Origin of the sequence: Escherichia sp. KTE52, assembly GCF_000408325.1 — a bacterium.
In the GTDB taxonomy this organism is placed as follows: domain Bacteria; phylum Pseudomonadota; class Gammaproteobacteria; order Enterobacterales; family Enterobacteriaceae; genus Escherichia; species Escherichia marmotae.
The window spans coordinates 1,826,346-1,846,270 of sequence record NZ_KE138680.1; the positions used below are offsets into that span (position 1 = coordinate 1,826,346).

16 protein-coding genes and 4 pseudogenes are annotated in these 19,925 nt (G+C 51.3%); 13 read left to right on the plus strand and 7 right to left on the minus strand.

Annotated elements, in window-relative coordinates:
• Position 1 precedes the first annotated feature (1 nt).
• The 3 genes from thrB (at position 2) to A1SC_RS0122475 (ending at position 2,761) form a co-directional block, all read left to right on the plus strand.
• Positions 2–934 carry a homoserine kinase gene (gene thrB / locus A1SC_RS03165; RefSeq protein WP_001517712.1) on the plus strand — a complete coding sequence of 311 codons (933 nt, stop codon included), beginning with the start codon at positions 2–4 and terminating at the stop codon, positions 932–934.
• The gene (thrC, locus tag A1SC_RS03160; protein ID WP_016262848.1) at positions 935–2,221 is read left to right on the plus strand and encodes a threonine synthase; all 1,287 of its coding nucleotides are present in this window, start codon (positions 935–937) and stop codon (positions 2,219–2,221) included.
• A gap of 213 nt (positions 2,222–2,434) precedes the next feature.
• Entirely contained in the window at positions 2,435–2,761 is a 327-nt protein-coding gene (locus A1SC_RS0122475; protein ID WP_032141498.1) for a DUF2502 domain-containing protein, read from the plus strand.
• A gap of 164 nt (positions 2,762–2,925) precedes the next feature.
• On the opposite strand, the gene yaaA is transcribed toward A1SC_RS0122475, so the two are convergent.
• Together yaaA and A1SC_RS03150 are read right to left on the minus strand one after the other, a co-directional pair.
• Positions 2,926–3,702 carry a peroxide stress protein YaaA gene (gene yaaA, locus A1SC_RS03155; RefSeq protein WP_000906159.1) on the minus strand — a complete coding sequence of 259 codons (777 nt, stop codon included), beginning with the start codon at positions 3,700–3,702 and terminating at the stop codon, positions 2,926–2,928.
• 69 nt (positions 3,703–3,771) lie between these two features.
• Entirely contained in the window at positions 3,772–5,202 is a 1,431-nt protein-coding gene (locus A1SC_RS03150; RefSeq protein WP_016249591.1) for an alanine/glycine:cation symporter family protein, read from the minus strand.
• Between the two features lie 279 nt (positions 5,203–5,481).
• Here A1SC_RS03150 and tal point away from each other — a divergent pair, with 279 nt between their 5' ends.
• Together tal and mog are read left to right on the plus strand one after the other, a co-directional pair.
• Positions 5,482–6,435, plus strand: coding sequence for a transaldolase (gene tal, locus A1SC_RS03145; RefSeq protein WP_000130186.1), 954 nt, complete (start codon positions 5,482–5,484; stop codon positions 6,433–6,435).
• 114 nt (positions 6,436–6,549) lie between these two features.
• Positions 6,550–7,137 (plus strand): molybdopterin adenylyltransferase, encoded by a 588-nt coding sequence (mog, locus tag A1SC_RS03140; protein WP_001517716.1) that lies wholly within the window; start codon positions 6,550–6,552, stop codon positions 7,135–7,137.
• Positions 7,138–7,331: 194 nt separating this feature from the next.
• Here the strand turns inward: mog and satP are convergent, their stop codons facing one another.
• From satP to A1SC_RS03130, 3 genes and pseudogenes are all read right to left on the minus strand, one after another.
• Complete coding sequence (gene satP / locus A1SC_RS03135) at positions 7,332–7,898, minus strand: acetate uptake transporter (protein ID WP_000528538.1); 567 nt, start codon at positions 7,896–7,898, stop codon at positions 7,332–7,334.
• A gap of 148 nt (positions 7,899–8,046) precedes the next feature.
• Positions 8,047–8,160: pseudogene (locus A1SC_RS25960) on the minus strand (hypothetical protein); the annotation flags it as partial.
• Positions 8,161–8,189: 29 nt separating this feature from the next.
• A pseudogene (locus tag A1SC_RS03130) lies at positions 8,190–8,390 on the minus strand (DUF2541 family protein); the annotation flags it as partial.
• A 376-nt stretch (positions 8,391–8,766) separates the two neighbouring features.
• Between A1SC_RS03130 and dnaK the strand changes: the two are divergent.
• Both dnaK and dnaJ read left to right on the plus strand, forming a co-directional pair.
• Positions 8,767–10,683, plus strand: coding sequence for a molecular chaperone DnaK (gene dnaK, locus A1SC_RS03120; protein ID WP_000516135.1), 1,917 nt, complete (start codon positions 8,767–8,769; stop codon positions 10,681–10,683).
• An 88-nt stretch (positions 10,684–10,771) separates the two neighbouring features.
• Positions 10,772–11,902, plus strand: a complete 1,131-nt coding sequence (gene dnaJ, locus A1SC_RS03115; RefSeq protein ID WP_001118463.1) for a molecular chaperone DnaJ — start codon at positions 10,772–10,774, stop codon at positions 11,900–11,902.
• A 104-nt stretch (positions 11,903–12,006) separates the two neighbouring features.
• Here the strand turns inward: dnaJ and mokC are convergent.
• Positions 12,007–12,158 (minus strand): annotated as a pseudogene (gene mokC, locus A1SC_RS0122485) (type I toxin-antitoxin system toxin MokC).
• Between the two features lie 583 nt (positions 12,159–12,741).
• Here mokC and nhaA point away from each other — a divergent pair.
• On the plus strand, positions 12,742–13,908 hold the full coding sequence (gene nhaA, locus A1SC_RS03110; RefSeq protein WP_000681378.1) for a Na+/H+ antiporter NhaA: 1,167 nt from the start codon (positions 12,742–12,744) through the stop codon (positions 13,906–13,908).
• A 59-nt stretch (positions 13,909–13,967) separates the two neighbouring features.
• Positions 13,968–14,873: a transcriptional activator NhaR gene (nhaR, locus tag A1SC_RS03105; RefSeq protein ID WP_000062876.1), complete on the plus strand. Its 906-nt coding sequence runs from the start codon at positions 13,968–13,970 to the stop codon at positions 14,871–14,873.
• A 102-nt stretch (positions 14,874–14,975) separates the two neighbouring features.
• Here the strand turns inward: nhaR and rpsT are convergent, their stop codons facing one another.
• Positions 14,976–15,239 carry a 30S ribosomal protein S20 gene (gene rpsT / locus A1SC_RS03100; RefSeq protein ID WP_001274018.1) on the minus strand — a complete coding sequence of 88 codons (264 nt, stop codon included), beginning with the start codon at positions 15,237–15,239 and terminating at the stop codon, positions 14,976–14,978.
• Positions 15,240–15,341: 102 nt separating this feature from the next.
• Between rpsT and A1SC_RS25295 the strand changes: the two are divergent.
• The 4 genes and pseudogenes from A1SC_RS25295 (at position 15,342) to lspA (ending at position 19,862) form a co-directional block, all read left to right on the plus strand.
• Positions 15,342–15,560: pseudogene (locus A1SC_RS25295) on the plus strand (DUF2575 domain-containing protein).
• A 7-nt stretch (positions 15,561–15,567) separates the two neighbouring features.
• Positions 15,568–16,509 carry a bifunctional riboflavin kinase/FAD synthetase gene (ribF, locus tag A1SC_RS03095; RefSeq protein WP_000767344.1) on the plus strand — a complete coding sequence of 314 codons (942 nt, stop codon included), beginning with the start codon at positions 15,568–15,570 and terminating at the stop codon, positions 16,507–16,509.
• A gap of 42 nt (positions 16,510–16,551) precedes the next feature.
• Complete coding sequence (gene ileS, locus A1SC_RS03090) at positions 16,552–19,368, plus strand: isoleucine--tRNA ligase (protein ID WP_016262851.1); 2,817 nt, start codon at positions 16,552–16,554, stop codon at positions 19,366–19,368.
• Positions 19,368–19,862 (plus strand): signal peptidase II, encoded by a 495-nt coding sequence (lspA, locus tag A1SC_RS03085; protein WP_000083379.1) that lies wholly within the window; start codon positions 19,368–19,370, stop codon positions 19,860–19,862. Before ileS ends, lspA begins: the two co-directional genes overlap by 1 nt.
• The last annotated feature ends 63 nt before the right edge of the window (positions 19,863–19,925 follow it).

Genomic DNA, 19,925 nt, shown 5'->3' on the forward strand with positions numbered 1-19,925 from the left:
AATGGTTAAAGTTTATGCTCCGGCTTCCAGTGCCAATATGAGCGTCGGGTTTGATGTACTCGGCGCGGCGGTAACGCCTGTTGATGGCGAATTGCTTGGGGATGTGGTGACGGTTGAGGCGGCAGAGGCATTCAGTCTCAACAACCTCGGACAGTTTGCCGACAAACTACCGTCAGAACCGCGAGAAAATATCGTTTATCAGTGCTGGGAGCGTTTTTGCCAGGAACTGGGCAAGCAAATTCCAGTGGCGATGACCCTGGAAAAGAATATGCCGATCGGTTCTGGCTTAGGTTCCAGCGCCTGTTCAGTGGTCGCGGCACTGGTCGCGATGAATGAGCACTGTGGCAAGCCGCTCAACGATACCCGCCTGTTGGCCTTGATGGGCGAGCTGGAAGGGCGTATTTCTGGCAGCATTCATTACGACAATGTGGCTCCGTGCTTTCTTGGCGGTATGCAGTTGATGATCGAAGAAAACGGCATCATCAGCCAGCAGGTGCCGGGGTTTGATGAGTGGTTGTGGGTGCTGGCGTATCCGGGGATTAAAGTCTCGACGGCAGAAGCTCGGGCTATTTTACCGGCGCAGTACCGCCGTCAGGATTGCATTGCTCACGGGCGGCATCTGGCGGGCTTCATTCACGCCTGCTATTCCCGTCAGCCTGAGCTTGCCGCGAAGCTGATGAAAGATGTTATCGCTGAACCCTACCGTGAACGTTTACTGCCGGGCTTCAGGCAGGCACGGCAGGCGGTAGCGGAAATCGGCGCAGTAGCGAGCGGTATCTCCGGCTCTGGCCCGACCTTGTTCGCTCTGTGTGACAAGCTGGATACCGCCCAACGCGTTGCTGACTGGTTGGGTAAGAACTACCTGCAAAATCAGGAAGGTTTTGTTCATATTTGCCGGCTGGATACGGCGGGCGCACGAGTACTGGAAAACTAAATGAAACTCTACAATCTGAAAGATCACAACGAACAGGTCAGCTTTGCGCAAGCCGTAACGCAGGGGTTGGGTAAAAATCAGGGGCTATTTTTTCCGCACGATCTACCGGAATTTAGTCTGACCGAAATTGATGAGATGCTGAAGCTGGATTTCGTTACCCGCAGCGCGAAGATCCTCTCAGCGTTTATTGGCGATGAGATCCCGCAGGACGCACTGGAAGAGCGCGTGTGTGCAGCGTTTGCATTCCCGGCTCCGGTTGCCAAAGTTACAAGCGATGTCGGTTGCCTGGAACTGTTCCACGGGCCAACGCTGGCATTTAAAGATTTCGGCGGTCGCTTTATGGCGCAAATGCTGACTCATATTGCGGGCGATAAACCGGTGACTATTCTGACCGCGACCTCCGGCGATACCGGGGCGGCAGTGGCTCACGCGTTCTATGGTTTACCGAATGTAAAAGTGGTTATCCTCTATCCGCGCGGCAAAATCAGCCCACTGCAAGAAAAACTGTTCTGTACATTAGGCGGCAACATTGAAACTGTCGCTATCGACGGCGATTTCGATGCCTGTCAGGCACTGGTGAAGCAGGCGTTTGATGATGAAGAGCTGAAAGTGGCGCTTGGGCTGAACTCAGCTAACTCCATTAATATCAGCCGGTTGCTGGCGCAGATTTGCTACTACTTTGAGGCTGTGGCGCAGTTGCCGCAGGAGGCGCGGAACCAGTTGGTTGTCTCGGTGCCAAGCGGTAACTTCGGTGATTTAACTGCAGGCCTGCTGGCAAAATCTCTCGGTCTGCCGGTGAAGCGTTTTATCGCTGCCACTAACGTTAACGATACAGTGCCGCGTTTCCTGCACGACGGGCAGTGGTCGCCAAAAGCCACCCAGGCGACATTATCCAATGCGATGGATGTTAGCCAGCCGAATAACTGGCCGCGTGTAGAAGAGTTGTTCCGCCGCAAAATTTGGCAATTGAAGGAGTTGGGCTATGCGGCGGTGGATGATGAATCGACCCGGCAGACGATGCGCGAATTAAAAGATCTGGGATATACCTCAGAACCGCATGCTGCCGTGGCTTACCGTGCGCTGCGTGACCAGCTTCACCCAGGCGAATATGGTCTGTTCCTCGGCACCGCGCATCCGGCGAAATTTAAAGAGAGCGTGGAGGTAATTCTTGGTGAAACGCTGGAGCTGCCAAAAGAGCTGGCAGAACGTGCTGATTTACCGCTGCTTTCTCATAATCTGCCCGCTGATTTTGCCGCGCTGCGCAAGCTGATGATGAATCATAAGTAGTATCCATTAATTTCCTGAAAATGGCCGGGCTTGCGTTTATGCAGTTCGGCTTTTTTGTGGAGAAAATATGAGAAAAATCGACAGAAAAAAAGGAGAAATTTTCAATAAATGCGGTAACTTAGCTCTTTTAATTGTAGAGAATGACAACGGGGATTCTTTTACCGTAAGCTCCGGATATCGGCCCATAACTGGCAATGATAAAAGGAGTCACCTGTGAAAAAGATGCAATCTATCCTGCTCGCACTTTCCCTGATTCTGGTCGCTCCTATGGCAGCGCAGGCAGAGGAAATAATGCTAGTACCATCAGTGAAATTACAGATTGGCGATCGCGATCATCGCGGTTACTACTGGGATGGCGGTTACTGGCGTGACCATAACTGGTGGTATAGAAATTACGAATGGCGAGATAATCGCTGGCACTCACACGGATCGCAGCCGCACCATAATTGGTATAATGATCATCGAAATGATCACCGCGGAGATCATCGAAACGATCACGGCGGCGATCATCGTCCAGGTCCGGACAGACACCATCGGTAAACATAACTGCCGGATGACCTCCGGCATTTGAGCCTGATGGCAAACGCAAAATTGCCTGATGCGCTACACTTATCAGGCCTACGTGATCTCTACAATATATTGAATCTGCATGCTTTTGTAGGCCGGATAAGGCGTTTACGCCGTATCCGGCATTTACCGCAAACTTAACGCAGCTCGTAGCGTTTAAACACCAGTTCGCTATTGCTGGAGGTGGCTTCATCAAAGAAGTAACCTTCACGATTAAAGCCAGTCAGTTGTTCTGGTTTGGTCAGGCGATTCTCAATAATAAAACGACTCATCAGGCCGCGCGCTTTCTTAGCGTAGAAACTAATAACCTTAAACTTGCCGTTCTTCTCATCGAGGAACACCGGCTTGATAATCTCAGCATTCAGTTTCTTCGGTTTCACTGATTTAAAATACTCATCTGACGCCAGGTTAATTACTACCTGATCGCCTTGCGCTTCGAGCGCCTCGTTCAGCTTGTTGGTGATCACATCACCCCAGAATTGGTACAGATCTTTGCCCCGGGCGTTCTCAAGACGGATCCCCATTTCCAGACGGTATGGCTGCATTAAATCGAGTGGACGCAGTACGCCATACAAACCGGAAAGCATACGCAGATGCTGCTGGGCAAAAGCGAAATCTTCTTCGCTGAAGGTTTCGGCCTGCAAACCGGTGTAGACATCGCCTTTGAACGCCAGAATCGCCTGCCGGGCATTCTCCGGCGTGAAATCTGGCTGCCAGTCATGAAAGCGAGCGGCGTTGATACCCGCCAGTTTGTCGCTGATATGCATCAGCGTGCTAATCTGCGGGGGTGTCAGCTTCCGCGCTTCGTGAATAAGCTGCTGTGAGTGATCTAACAGCTCCGGCAACGTATAGCGCGTGGTAGCCAACGGGCTTTGATAATCAAGCGTTTTCGCAGGTGAAATCAGAATCAGCATATCCAGTCCTTGCAGGAAATTTACAGCGACTGTAGCAAAAAATGCGGATGAATTGATCGATAGTTGTGATTAGTCCTGCGAAACATCATCCCACGTATCAGGTGCGAGTTGCTGGCCGATGTCCGGGTAGCGCAGCGGATCAAACATCGGGCGTATGCCGAGTTTACGCTGGCGCAGATAATCACTGGCAATGGTATGCACTACCGGAGAGAGCAGCAAAATAGCGGTCAGATTAGTGATCGCCATACACGCCATAATAATATCAGCCAGTTGCCACATCATGGGGAGGCTAAGTAGCGTGCCACCAATCACGGTGGCAAAGATGCAGATACGCAGACACCAGATCGCTTTAGTGTTGTTCATACGTAAAAAGAAAAGGTTATTTTCCGCATAAATGTAATTGGCGACGATAGAGCTGAAGGCAAACAGAATCACCACTATTGTGACAAACTCTGCCCCCCAGGAACCCATTAGTGCTCGCATCGCTTTCTGGAGAAGCTGAATACCCTCCAGCGGCATATAGGTTGTACCGTTTCCGGCCAGCAATATTAGCATGGCGCTTGCCGTGCAGATGACCAGGGTGTCGATAAAAATGCCGATCATCTGAACAATACCTTGTGCTGCCGGATGCGGCGGCCAGGATGCTGCCGCCGCCGCTGCATTTGGTGTCGACCCCATTCCCGCCTCATTAGAAAACATACTGCGCTGAAAGCCGTTCGTAACTGCCTGGCTCAGGGTGTAACCCGCGGTGCCGCCTGCCGCTTCCTGCCAGCCAAAGGCGCTGTCAAAAATAGACCAAATGATGTGAGGAAGTTGCTCGATATTCATCGCACAAATAATCAGACTGGCGAGTACCCAAATTAATGCCATTACAGGGACAAACCATTGCATCAGTCGGGCGACACCATAAATACCGTGGGTTATCGCCAACAGGGCAAAGACAGCGAGTATGATGCCCGTTACTAATGGTGGGACATCAAACGCAAAATGCATCGCGCGGGCGACGGCGTTTGCCTGAACACCGCTGAAAATCAATCCGTAGGCGATGAGCAAAAAGATAGCGAATAGCACGCCCATCCAGCGCATCCCCAATCCACGCGCCATATACCATGCCGGACCACCGCGAAACTGCCCATTAGCGTCACGTTCTTTATAAAGTTGGGCAAGGGAACATTCGGCAAAAGAGGTCGCCATGCCGATAAACGCGGCAATCCACATCCAGAAGATGGCACCGGGTCCACCGGCAGTAATGGCCAGCGCAACACCGGCGAGGTTACCGCTGCCGACGCGCGCGGCAAGACTGGTACACAGTGACTGAAAAGACGTTAAGCCCCCCGGTTGTGGATGAACGCTATTTTTGAGACTTTTGCCAAACTGGCGAATGTAGCGAAACTGAACGAATCTGGTGCGAAAAGTGAACCAGCAACCTGCGCCGAAGAGCAGGTAGATCATCACTGATCCCCATAGAACACTGTTAATAAAAGAGAAAAAGTCAGGCATTCGTATCCCTCTTGTCGCCGGCACGCGGTTACATTCCTGTGTAAACGTTACCAATTGATTAAGAATTATATACGATGTGCATTGGTAGATAACGCTTGTGTAGCATACTTGAGTTTTTGCTTAAAAATGGCGAGCGATATCAACGCAGTGTCAGAAAACCTAAACAGTCTCGCCTGGCGATAACCCTCTCGTCTGCGGTTGCGCTGTCGTTGCGTCGTGATATCATCAGGGCAGACCGGTTACATCCCCCTAACAAGCTGTTTAAAGAGAAATACTATCATGACGGACAAATTGACCTCCCTTCGTCAGTACACCACTGTAGTGGCCGACACTGGGGACATCGCGGCAATGAAGCTGTATCAACCGCAGGATGCCACAACCAACCCTTCTCTCATTCTTAACGCAGCGCAGATTCCGGAATACCGCAAGTTGATTGATGATGCTGTCGCATGGGCGAAACAGCAGAGCAACGATCGCGCACAGCAAATCGTGGACGCGACTGACAAACTGGCAGTAAACATTGGTCTGGAAATCCTGAAACTGGTTCCTGGCCGTATCTCAACTGAAGTTGATGCGCGTCTTTCCTATGACACCGAAGCGTCAATTGCAAAAGCAAAACGTCTGATCAAGCTCTACAACGATGCGGGTATCAGCAACGATCGTATTCTGATCAAACTGGCGTCTACCTGGCAGGGTATCCGTGCTGCTGAACAGCTAGAAAAAGAAGGTATCAACTGTAACCTGACTCTGCTGTTTTCCTTCGCCCAGGCGCGTGCTTGTGCAGAAGCTGGCGTATTCCTGATCTCTCCGTTTGTTGGCCGTATTCTTGACTGGTACAAAGCCAATACCGACAAGAAAGAGTACGCTCCGGCAGAAGATCCTGGCGTGGTTTCTGTATCGGAAATCTACCAGTACTACAAAGAGCATGGTTATGAAACCGTGGTTATGGGCGCAAGCTTCCGTAACATCGGTGAAATTCTGGAACTGGCAGGTTGCGACCGTCTGACCATTGCTCCGGCACTGCTGAAAGAACTGGCAGAGAGCGAAGGGGCTATTGAACGTAAACTGTCCTACACTGGCGAAGTGAAAGCGCGTCCGGCACGTATCACTGAGTCCGAGTTCCTGTGGCAGCACAACCAGGATCCAATGGCTGTAGATAAACTGGCGGAAGGTATCCGTAAGTTTGCTGTTGACCAGGAAAAACTGGAAAAAATGATCGGCGCTCTGCTGTAATCATTCTTAGCGTGGCCGGGAAGTCGGTCACGCTACCTCTTCTGAAGCCTGTCTGTCACTCCCTTCGCAGTGTATCATTCTGTTTAACGAGACTGTTTAAACGGAAAAATCTTGATGAATACTTTACGTATCGGCTTAGTTTCCATTTCTGATCGCGCGTCCAGCGGCGTTTATCAGGATAAAGGCATTCCTGCACTGGAAGAGTGGCTGGCATCGGCGCTGACGACGCCATTTGAGCTGGAAACCCGTTTAATCCCTGATGAGCAGGCGATCATTGAGCAAACCTTGTGTGAGCTGGTGGACGAAATGAGTTGCCATCTGGTGCTGACAACCGGCGGTACTGGCCCCGCGCGCCGTGACGTGACACCCGATGCAACGTTGGCAGTAGCCGATCGCGAGATGCCGGGTTTTGGCGAACAGATGCGCCAGATTAGCCTGCATTTTGTTCCAACCGCGATCCTTTCGCGGCAGGTGGGCGTGATTCGTAAACAGGCATTGATTCTTAATTTGCCTGGTCAGCCGAAGTCCATCAAAGAGACGCTGGAAGGCGTGAAGGATGGCGAGGGCAATGTCGTGGTGCACGGTATTTTTGCCAGTGTGCCGTACTGCATTCAGTTGCTGGAAGGACCATACGTTGAAACGGCACCTGAAGTGGTAGCGGCATTCAGACCGAAGAGTGCAAGACGTGAAGTTAGCGAATAAAAAAATCCCCCCAGGCGGGGGGATCAGACTGATGACAAACGCAAAACTGCCAGATGCGCTACGCTTATCAGGCCTACGATCTTCCTGCAATATATTGAATTTGCATGATTATGTAGGCCGGATAAGGCGTTCACGCCGCATCCGGCATGAATAAAGCGCACGCTGATATCCCCCGTGCGGGGGATATCAAGCAATTAGTGGGATTCACCAATTGGCAGAACGGTGCGACCAAACTGCTCGTTCAGCACTTCACCCATTGCCAGGTAGATCGCGCTGGCACCGCAGATCAGACCTATCCAGCCCGCGAAGTGGATGATCGCAGCGTTACCGGCAATGTTACCGATAGCCAGTAGGGCAAACAGCACGGTCAGGCTGAAGAAAACGAATTGCAGAACGCGTGCACCTTTCAGCGTGCCGAAGAACATAAACAGCGTAAACACGCCCCACAGCCCCAGATAAACACCGAGGAACTGCGCATTCGGCGCGTCGGTCAGACCCAGTTTCGGCATCAGCAGAATCGCAACCAGCGTCAGCCAAAAAGAGCCGTAAGAAGTGAAGGCAGTTAAGCCGAAAGTGTTGCCTTTTTTATACTCCAGCAGACCGGCAAAAATTTGCGCGATACCGCCGTAGAAGATGCCCATGGCGAGAATAATACCGTCCAGAGCGAAATAACCCACGTTGTGCAGGTTAAGCAGAATGGTGGTCATGCCGAAGCCCATCAGGCCCAGCGGTGCCGGGTTAGCCAACTTAGTGTTGCCCATAATTCCTCAAAAATCATCATCGAATGAATGGTGAAATAATTTCCCTGAATAACTGTAGTGTTTTCGGGGCGCGGCATAATAATCAGCCAGTGGGGCAGTGTCTATGATCTTTTGATGGGAAAATGAAAATTTTCCCCGGTATCAGGTATCACACTTGAGTGGTGTTAACTATTCGCCGCAGGAAGGCGATTTGTAGTAGTGCCGGGATCGTGACGCGAAGGACGCTACCGCTGACGGCTTTAACCCCATTTAATGCGGCGCCACAGGCCTCCCTGACTCGCTTTAAAAGTCGCTTAACTGTAAATCGCCATGATCGGCGGTGAGTTGTATGTGTTTTACAACGCGGCAAACGGGGCATTGCAGTGCGGGATCGTTAGTTTCATTACGCGTCATGGCAATGACGTCGAGGATTTTATGGTCGTTAGCCTGCGCGGCACAGCACAACATAAGGCCAATAGCCAGGCTGACAGAAATCGTAAAAACAGATTTCATAAGGATTCTCCTTGTGGGGAGCACCAGGAGGACAAATAGCGACTGGTTTGTTGGCAGAGAAAACATGACGCATGAACGTAATATGTTATTTTTATTACAATTTTTTGGTGATAATTTTGTGTTGAATTCATCCTTTATAGGAATTAAATTCCAGTCCGTTTCTCGTCTTCTTCCGCCATATCGCGAAATTTCTGCGCAAAAGCACAAAAAATTTTTGCATCTCCCCCTTGATGACGTGGGTTACGACCCCATTTAGTAGTCAACCGCAGTGAGTGAGTCTGCAAAAAAATGAAATTGGGCAGTTGAAACCAGACGTTTCGCCCCTATTACAGACTCACAACCACATGATGACCGAATATATAGTGGAGACGTTTAGATGGGTAAAATAATTGGTATCGACCTGGGTACTACCAACTCTTGTGTAGCGATTATGGATGGCACCACTCCTCGTGTGCTGGAGAACGCCGAAGGCGATCGCACCACGCCTTCTATCATTGCCTATACCCAGGATGGTGAAACTCTGGTTGGTCAGCCGGCTAAACGTCAGGCAGTGACGAACCCGCAAAACACCCTGTTTGCGATTAAACGCCTGATTGGCCGCCGCTTCCAGGACGAAGAAGTACAGCGTGATGTTTCCATCATGCCGTTCAAAATTATTGCTGCTGATAACGGCGACGCATGGGTCGAAGTTAAAGGCCAGAAAATGGCACCGCCGCAGATTTCTGCCGAAGTGCTGAAAAAAATGAAGAAAACTGCAGAAGATTACCTGGGTGAACCGGTAACTGAAGCAGTTATCACCGTACCGGCATACTTTAACGATGCTCAGCGTCAGGCAACGAAAGACGCAGGCCGTATCGCTGGTCTGGAAGTAAAACGTATCATCAACGAACCGACCGCCGCTGCACTGGCTTACGGTCTGGACAAAGGTACAGGCAACCGTACTATCGCTGTTTATGACCTTGGTGGTGGTACTTTCGATATTTCCATTATCGAAATCGACGAAGTTGACGGTGAAAAAACCTTCGAAGTTCTGGCAACCAACGGTGATACCCACCTGGGTGGTGAAGACTTCGACAGCCGCCTGATCAACTACCTGGTTGAAGAATTCAAGAAAGATCAGGGCATTGACCTGCGTAACGATCCGCTGGCAATGCAGCGTCTGAAAGAAGCGGCAGAAAAAGCGAAAATCGAGCTGTCTTCTGCTCAGCAGACCGACGTTAACCTGCCGTACATCACTGCAGACGCGACCGGTCCGAAACACATGAACATCAAAGTGACTCGTGCAAAACTGGAAAGCCTGGTAGAAGACCTGGTGAACCGTTCCATCGAGCCGCTGAAAGTTGCTCTGCAGGACGCTGGCCTGTCCGTATCTGATATCGACGATGTTATCCTCGTTGGTGGTCAGACTCGTATGCCAATGGTTCAGAAGAAAGTTGCTGAGTTCTTTGGTAAAGAGCCGCGTAAAGACGTTAACCCGGACGAAGCTGTGGCAATCGGTGCTGCCGTTCAGGGTGGTGTACTGACTGGCGACGTGAAAGACGTACTGCTGCTGGACGTTACCCCGCTGTCTCTGGGTATCGAAACCATGGGCGGTGTGATGACGACGCTGATCGCGAAAAACACCACTATCCCGACCAAGCACAGCCAGGTGTTCTCTACCGCTGAAGACAACCAGTCTGCAGTAACCATCCACGTGCTGCAGGGTGAACGTAAACGTGCGGCTGATAACAAATCTCTGGGTCAGTTCAACCTGGATGGTATCAACCCGGCACCGCGCGGTATGCCGCAGATCGAAGTTACCTTCGATATCGATGCTGACGGTATCCTGCACGTTTCTGCGAAAGACAAAAACAGCGGTAAAGAGCAGAAGATCACCATTAAGGCTTCTTCTGGTCTGAACGAAGATGAAATCCAGAAAATGGTACGCGACGCTGAAGCTAACGCCGAAGCAGACCGTAAGTTTGAAGAGCTGGTACAGACTCGCAACCAGGGCGACCATCTGCTGCACAGCACCCGTAAGCAGGTTGAAGAAGCAGGCGACAAACTGCCGGCTGACGACAAAACTGCCATCGAGTCTGCGCTGACTGCGCTGGAAACTGCTCTGAAAGGTGAAGACAAAGCCGCTATCGAAGCGAAAATGCAGGAACTGGCACAGGTTTCCCAGAAACTGATGGAAATCGCCCAACAGCAACATGCCCAGCAGCAGACTGCCGGTGCTGATGCTTCTGCAAACAACGCGAAAGATGACGATGTTGTCGACGCTGAATTCGAAGAAGTCAAAGACAAAAAATAATCGCCCTATAAACGGGTAATTATACTGACACGGGCGAAGGGGATTTTCCTCTCCGCCCGTGCATTCATCTAGGGGCAAATTAAAAAAGATGGCTAAGCAAGATTATTACGAGATTTTAGGCGTTTCCAAAACTGCGGAAGAGCGTGAAATCAAAAAGGCCTATAAACGCCTGGCCATGAAATATCACCCGGACCGTAACCAGGGTGACAAAGAGGCCGAGGCGAAATTTAAAGAGATCAAGGAAGCTTATGAAGTTCTGACCGATTCGCAAAAACGCGCGGCATACGATCAGTATGGTCATGCGGCGTTTGAGCAAGGCGGCATGGGCGGCGGCGGTTTTGGCGGCGGCGCAGACTTCAGCGATATTTTTGGTGACGTTTTTGGCGATATTTTTGGCGGCGGACGTGGTCGTCAACGTGCGGCGCGTGGTGCTGATTTACGCTATAACATGGAGCTCACCCTCGAAGAAGCTGTACGTGGCGTGACCAAAGAGATCCGCATTCCGACTCTGGAAGAGTGTGACGTTTGCCACGGTAGCGGTGCAAAACCGGGTACGCAACCGCAGACCTGTCCGACCTGTCATGGTTCTGGTCAAGTGCAGATGCGCCAGGGGTTCTTTGCCGTACAGCAGACCTGTCCACACTGTCAGGGCCGAGGTACGCTGATCAAAGATCCGTGCAACAAATGTCATGGTCATGGTCGTGTTGAGCGTAGCAAAACGCTGTCCGTTAAAATCCCGGCAGGGGTGGACACTGGAGACCGCATCCGTCTTGCGGGCGAAGGTGAAGCGGGCGAGCACGGCGCACCAGCAGGCGATCTGTACGTCCAGGTTCAGGTTAAACAGCACCCGATTTTCGAACGTGAAGGTAACAACCTGTATTGCGAAGTGCCGATCAACTTCGCGATGGCCGCACTTGGTGGTGAAATCGAAGTGCCGACCCTCGATGGCCGCGTCAAACTGAAAGTGCCTGGAGAAACCCAGACCGGTAAGCTGTTCCGCATGCGTGGTAAAGGCGTGAAGTCTGTCCGCGGCGGTGCGCAGGGGGATTTACTGTGCCGCGTCGTGGTCGAAACACCGGTAGGTCTGAACGAGAAGCAGAAACAACTGCTGCAAGATCTGCAAGAAAGCTTCGGAGGCCCAACCGGCGAGCACAACAGCCCGCGTTCGAAGAGTTTCTTCGACGGCGTGAAGAAGTTTTTTGACGACCTGACTCGCTAATTTCCTGAAAAGCCTACCCGTGGGCAGGCTTGGGTAAAAACAAGGGTGTGTTGAAGATATGCGAGCACCTGTAAAGTGGCGGGGATCACTCCCCGCCGTTGCTCTTACTCGGATTCGTAAGCCGTGAAAACAGCAACCTCCGTCTGGCCAGTTCGGATGTGAACCTCACAGAGGTCTTTTCTCGTTACCAGCGCGCCACTACGGCGGTGATACAGATGACGATCAGGGCGACAATCATCGCCTTATGCTGCTTCATTGCTCTCTTCTCCTTGACCTTACGGTCAGTAAGAGGCACTCTACATATGTTCAGCATATAGGGGGCCTCGGGTTGATGGTAAAATATCACTCGGGGCTTTTCTCTATCTGCCATCCAGCTAATGCCTGAGACAGACAGCCTCAAGCACCCGCCGCTATTATACTATTCACTTTAATCCATTTGATTATATCAACCCCAATCCTGAAGACGCCTCGCATTTTTATGGCGTAATTTTTTAAGGATTCAATTAGTTAACGTTGATTTGTCCCTTTATTGCAATTATTGAGGACAAGTTGGATATATTTGAAATATCGCCCTAACAAACAGCTCTGGCTTACCACAAATTAATTATTACTTTTCCGAATAAATCCTTCAGAAATTGTGACCTTAAGCTATGATTATTGAGTTTTGAGGTCATCAGCCACCGCTTTCGGGCGTCAAAAAATCTTCCTCCGCTGGTGACGCAACCTCCTTTATAGATCGTAAAAAGCGAACTATTCCTACATTATAATCTGATTTTAACGATGATTCTTGCGGGGTAAAATAGTAAAAACGATCTATTCACCTGAAAGAGAAATAAAAAGTGAAACATCTGCATCGATTCTTTAGTAGTGATGCCTCGGGAGGCATTATTCTCATTATTGCCGCTGTTCTGGCGATGATTATGGCCAACAGCGGCGCAACCAGTGGATGGTATCATGACTTTCTTGAAACGCCGGTTCAGCTTCGGGTTGGTTCACTTGAGATCAACAAAAACATGCTGTTATGGATAAATGACGCACTGATGGCGATATTTTTCCTGTTAGTTGGTCTGGAAGTTAAACGCGAACTGATGCAAGGATCGCTGGCCAGCCTGCGGCAGGCTGCGTTTCCGGTCATTGCCGCTATCGGCGGGATGATTGTCCCGGCATTGCTCTATCTGGCTTTTAACTATGCTGATCCTATCACTCGTGAAGGGTGGGCGATCCCGGCGGCTACTGACATTGCCTTTGCGCTTGGTGTACTGGCGTTATTGGGAAGCCGTGTGCCGTTAGCGCTGAAGATCTTTTTGATGGCGCTGGCTATTATCGATGATCTTGGTGCCATCATTATCATCGCCTTGTTTTACACCAATGACTTGTCGATGGCTTCTCTTGGCGTTGCTGCAGTGGCGATTGCTGTACTCGCTGTGTTGAACATGTGTGGCGTGCGCCGTACAGGGGTTTATATTCTGGTTGGTGTGGTGCTGTGGACGGCCGTGCTGAAATCAGGCGTCCATGCAACGCTGGCTGGGGTTATTGTTGGCTTCTTTATTCCGTTAAAAGAGAAACATGGGCGTTCTCCGGCGAAGCGCCTGGAGCATGTATTGCATCCGTGGGTGGCTTATCTGATCTTGCCGCTATTTGCTTTTGCCAATGCTGGTGTTTCTCTGCAAGGCGTGACGCTGGATGGCCTGACCTCCATTCTGCCATTAGGGATCATCGCCGGTTTGCTGATTGGCAAGCCGCTGGGTATTAGTCTGTTCTGCTGGCTGGCGCTGCGTTTGAAGCTGGCACATCTGCCAGAGGGAACGACTTATCAGCAAATTATGGCTGTTGGGATCTTGTGCGGTATCGGTTTTACTATGTCTATTTTTATCGCCAGCCTGGCCTTTGGTAGCGTAGATCCAGAACTGATTAACTGGGCGAAATTAGGCATTCTGGTCGGTTCAATCTCTTCGGCGGTAATTGGATATAGCTGGCTACGCATTCGTCTACGTCCATCTGTTTGATCGGGCGATGTACCGGGGAGCCATAAATGGCTCCCTTTTCATTGTTATCAGGGAGAGAAATGAGCATGTCTCATATCAATTACAACCACTTGTATTACTTCTGGCATGTCTACAAAGAAGGTTCTGTGGTTGGCGCAGCGGAGGCGCTTTATTTAACACCACAAACGATTACCGGGCAGATCAGGGCGCTGGAAGAGCGTCTGCAAGGGAAACTATTTAAGCGCAAAGGACGTGGCCTGGAACCCAGTGAACTGGGGGAACTGGTTTATCGCTATGCCGATAAAATGTTCACGTTAAGCCAGGAAATGCTGGATATCGTCAACTATCGCAAAGAGTCTAACTTATTGTTTGATGTTGGCGTTGCAGATGCACTTTCGAAACGCCTGGTCAGCAGTGTTCTGGATGCCGCAGTTGTAGAAGACGAGCAGATCCATCTACGCTGCTTTGAATCGACGCACGAGATGCTGTTGGAGCAACTGAGTCAGCATAAGTTGGATATGATCATCTCTGACTGTCCGATCGACTCCACCCAGCAGGAGGGGCTATTTTCCATAAAAATTGGCGAGTGTGGTGTCAGTTTCTGGTGCACTAACCCGCTGCCAGAAAAACCGTTTCCAGCCTGTCTGGAGCAACGTCGCTTACTTATACCGGGGCGGCGCTCAATGTTGGGACGCAAGCTATTAAACTGGTTTAACTCCCAGGGATTGAATGTTGAAATTCTGGGGGAGTTTGATGATGCGGCGTTGATGAAAGCCTTTGGTGCGACGCACAATGCTATTTTTGTTGCACCTTCACTTTACGCCAATGATTTTTATACCGATAACTCGGTTGTGGAGATTGGTCGCGTTGAGAACGTCATGGAAGAGTACCATGCGATTTTTGCCGAAAGGATGATCCAGCACCCTGCGGTACAGCGTATTTGCAATACAGATTACTCTGCGCTGTTTACTTCAGCCGCGAAATAGCCATTCGTACTTTGCAGGCTACAGTGTTGGCCTGCTTTTGCTCGTTGGCATAAAAAAACCCGCTTGCGCGGGTTTTTTTACAAAGCTGACAACAAAAGGCGATTAAGCCAGTTTGTTGATCTGTGCAGCCAGGTTAGCCTTATGACGTGCAGCTTTGTTTTTGTGGATCAGACCTTTAGCAGCCTGACGGTCCACGATCGGTTGCATTTCGTTAAATGCTTTCAGTGCAGCAGCTTTGTCGCCAGCTTCGATAGCTGCGTATACTTTCTTGATGAAAGTACGCATCATAGAGCGACGGCTTGCGTTGTGCTTACGAGCCTTTTCAGACTGAATGGCGCGCTTCTTAGCTGATTTGATATTAGCCAAGGTCCAACTCCCAAATGTGTTCTATATGGACAATTCAAAGGCCGAGGAATATGCCCTTTTAGCCTTCTTTTGTCAATGGATTTGTGCAAATAAGCGCCGTTAATATGGCAGCGCTCGTTGCGTAGTGATGGCGCAGGATTCTACCAGCTTGCAGGGTGTGAATACAGCTTTTCCGCGAGAAAAATTGCAGCAGGCCGTTAGTTTCTTACCGTGATTTGCGCCATGGCAATGAAAAGCCACTTCTTTCTAATTTCAGTACTCAATCGCCGGTTAACCTTGACCGCTGTACAAGGTATACTCGGACGATTTTCACTGTTTTGAGCCAGACATGAAGCTGATACGCGGCATACATAATCTCAGCCAGGCCCCGCAAGAAGGGTGTGTGCTGACTATTGGTAATTTCGACGGCGTGCATCGCGGTCATCGCGCGCTGTTGCAGGGCTTGCAGGAAGAAGGGCGCAGGCGCAACTTACCGGTGATGGTGATGATTTTTGAGCCTCAACCACTGGAACTGTTTGCCACCGACAAAGCCCCGGCACGCCTGACCCGGCTGCGGGAAAAACTGCGTTATCTTGCCGAGTGCGGCGTAGATTACGTGCTGTGCGTGCGTTTTGACAGGCGCTTTGCGGCGCTGACGGCGCAAAATTTTATCAGCGATCTACTGGTGAAGCAGTTGCGGGTAAAATTTCTTGCTGTGGGTGATGATTTCCGCTTTGGCGCTGGTCGTGAAGGCGATTTCTTGTTATTACAGAAAGCTGGCGCAGAATACGGCTTCGACATCACCAGTACGCAAACTTTCTGTGAAGGTGGCGTGCGTATCAGTAGTACTGCCGTGCGTCAGGCCCTGGCGGATGACAACCTGGCTCTGGCTGAAAGTTTACTGGGGCACCCGTTTGCCATCTCCGGGCGTGTTGTCCACGGTGATGAGTTAGGGCGCACTATTGGTTTCCCGACGGCGAATGTACCGCTGCGTCGTCAGGTTTCCCCGGTGAAAGGGGTTTATGCGGTGGAAGTGCTGGGCCTCGGTGAAAAACCGTTGCCTGGCGTCGCGAACATCGGCACGCGCCCAACGGTAGCAGGCATTCGCCAGCAACTGGAAGTGCATGTTCTGGATGTTGCAATGGACCTTTACGGTCGCCATATACAAGTAGTGCTGCGTAAAAAAATACGCAGTGAGCAGCGATTTGCGTCGCTGGACGAACTGAAAGCGCAGATTGCGCGTGATGAATTAACCGCCCGCGAATTTTTTGGGCTAACAAAACCGGCTTAAGCCTGTTATGTAATCAAACCGAAATACGGAACCGAGAATCTGATGAGTGACTATAAATCAACCCTGAATTTGCCGGAAACAGGGTTCCCGATGCGTGGCGACCTCGCCAAGCGCGAACCGGGAATGCTGGCGCGTTGGACTGATGATGATCTGTACGGCATCATCCGTGCGGCTAAAAAAGGCAAAAAAACCTTCATTCTGCATGATGGCCCTCCTTATGCGAATGGCAGCATTCATATTGGTCACTCGGTTAACAAGATTCTGAAAGACATAATCATCAAGTCCAAAGGGCTTTCTGGATATGACTCGCCGTATGTGCCTGGTTGGGACTGTCACGGTCTGCCGATCGAGCTGAAAGTAGAGCAAGAGTTCGGTAAGCCGGGTGAGAAATTCACCGCAGCCGAGTTTCGCGCCAAGTGTCGCGAATATGCAGCGACCCAGGTTGATGGTCAGCGCAAAGACTTTATCCGTCTGGGGGTGCTGGGCGACTGGTCACATCCGTACCTGACTATGGACTTCAAAACCGAAGCCAACATCATCCGTGCGCTGGGCAAAATTATCGGCAACGGCCATCTGCACAAAGGCGCTAAACCGGTGCACTGGTGCGTAGACTGTCGTTCCGCGCTGGCGGAAGCGGAAGTTGAGTATTACGACAAAACCTCCCCGTCCATCGACGTCGCGTTCCACGCCGCCGATCAGGATGCGCTGAAAGCGAAATTTGGCGTTTCTGACGTTAATGGCCCGATCTCTCTGGTTATCTGGACCACAACGCCGTGGACCCTGCCTGCGAACCGCGCAATCTCCATTGCACCGGATTTCGACTATGCGCTGGTGCAGATCGACGGTCAGGCCGTGATCCTTGCGAAAGATTTGGTTGAAAGTGTGATGCAGCGTATCGGCGTTACCGAATACACCATCCTCGGCACGGTGAAAGGTGCGGAGCTGGAACTGCTGCGCTTTACCCATCCGTTTATGGGCTTCGATGTTCCGGCAATTCTTGGCGATCACGTCACGCTGGATGCCGGTACTGGTGCTGTTCACACCGCGCCTGGCCACGGCCCTGACGACTATGTTATCGGTCAGAAATACGGTCTGGAAACCGCTAATCCGGTTGGCCCGGACGGTACTTATCTGCCGGGAACTTACCCGACGTTAGACGGTGTGAACGTCTTCAAAGCGAACGATATTGTCGTTGCACTGTTGCAGGAAAAAGGCTCGCTGCTGCATGTTGAGAAGCTGCAGCACAGCTATCCGTGCTGCTGGCGTCACAAAACCCCAATCATCTTCCGTGCGACGCCACAGTGGTTCGTCAGCATGGATCAGAAAGGTCTGCGTGCGCAGTCACTGAAAGAGATCAAAGGCGTGCAGTGGATCCCGGACTGGGGCCAGGCGCGTATTGAGTCGATGGTCGCTAACCGTCCTGACTGGTGTATCTCCCGTCAGCGTACCTGGGGCGTACCGATGTCACTGTTCGTGCACAAAGACACTGAAGAGCTGCATCCGCGTACCCTTGAACTGATGGAAGAAGTGGCAAAACGCGTTGAAGTTGACGGCATCCAGGCGTGGTGGGATCTCGATGCAAAAGAGATCCTCGGTGACGACGCTGACCAGTACGTGAAAGTGCCGGATACGCTGGACGTATGGTTTGACTCCGGATCTACGCACTCTTCCGTTGTTGACGTGCGTCCGGAATTTGCCGGTCACGCTGCGGACATGTATCTGGAAGGTTCTGACCAACACCGTGGTTGGTTCATGTCTTCCCTGATGATCTCCACTGCGATGAAAGGCAAAGCGCCATATCGTCAGGTACTGACTCACGGCTTTACCGTGGATGGTCAGGGTCGCAAGATGTCTAAATCCATCGGCAACACCGTTTCGCCGCAGGATGTGATGAACAAGCTTGGCGCGGATATTCTGCGTCTGTGGGTGGCATCAACTGACTACACCGGCGAAATGGCCGTTTCTGACGAGATCCTGAAACGTGCTGCTGACAGCTATCGTCGTATCCGTAACACCGCACGCTTCCTGCTGGCAAACCTCAATGGTTTCGATCCGGCAAAAGATATGGTGAAACCGGAAGAGATGGTGGTACTGGACAGATGGGCCGTGGGTTGTGCGAAAGCGGCTCAGGAAGACATCATCAAGGCTTACGAAGCATACGATTTCCACGAAGTGGTACAGCGTCTGATGCGCTTCTGCTCTGTTGAGATGGGCTCTTTCTACCTCGACATCATCAAAGACCGTCAGTACACCGCCAAAGCAGATAGCGTGGCGCGTCGTAGCTGCCAGACTGCGCTGTATCACATCGCAGAAGCGCTGGTTCGCTGGATGGCACCGATCCTCTCCTTCACTGCGGATGAAGTGTGGGGTTACCTGCCGGGCGAACGTGAAAAATACGTCTTTACCGGTGAGTGGTACGGAGGTCTGTTTGGTCTGGCTGACAGCGAAGCGATGAACGATGCGTTCTGGGACGAGTTGCTGCAAGTGCGTGGCGAAGTGAACAAAGTCATTGAGCAAGCGCGTGCTGACAAGAAAGTGGGTGGCTCGCTGGAAGCGGCAGTAACCTTGTACGCAGAACCGGAACTGGCAGCGAAACTGAACGCGTTGGGCGATGAATTACGATTTGTCCTGTTGACCTCCGGCGCTACCGTTGCAGACTATAACAACGCACCTGCTGATGCTCAGCAGAGCGAAGTACTCAAAGGGCTGAAAGTCGCGTTGAGTAAAGCCGAAGGTGAGAAGTGCCCACGCTGCTGGCATTACACCCAGGATGTCGGCAAGGTGGCGGAGCATGCAGAAATCTGCGGCCGCTGTGTCAGCAACGTCGCCGGTGACGGTGAAAAACGTAAGTTTGCCTGATGAGTCAATCGATCTGTTCAACAGGGCTACGCTGGCTGTGGCTGGTAGTAGTCGTGCTGATTATCGATCTGGGCAGCAAATACCTTATCCTCCAGAATTTTGCTCTGGGGGATACGGTTCCGCTGTTCCCGTCGCTTAATCTGCATTATGCGCGTAACTATGGCGCGGCGTTTAGTTTCCTTGCCGATAGCGGCGGCTGGCAGCGTTGGTTCTTTGCCGGTATTGCAATTGGTATTAGCGTGATCCTGACGGTGATGATGTATCGCTCGAAGGCCACGCAGAAACTGAACAACATTGCTTACGCGCTGATTATTGGCGGTGCGCTGGGCAACCTGTTCGACCGCCTGTGGCACGGCTTTGTGGTCGATATGATCGACTTCTACGTTGGCGACTGGCACTTCGCCACCTTCAACCTCGCTGATACTGCCATCTGTGTCGGCGCGGCACTGATTGTGCTGGAAGGTTTTTTGCCTTCGAAAGCGAAAAAACAATAATAAACCCTGCCGGATGCGATGCTGACGCATCTTATCCGGCCTACAGATTGCTGCGAAATCGTA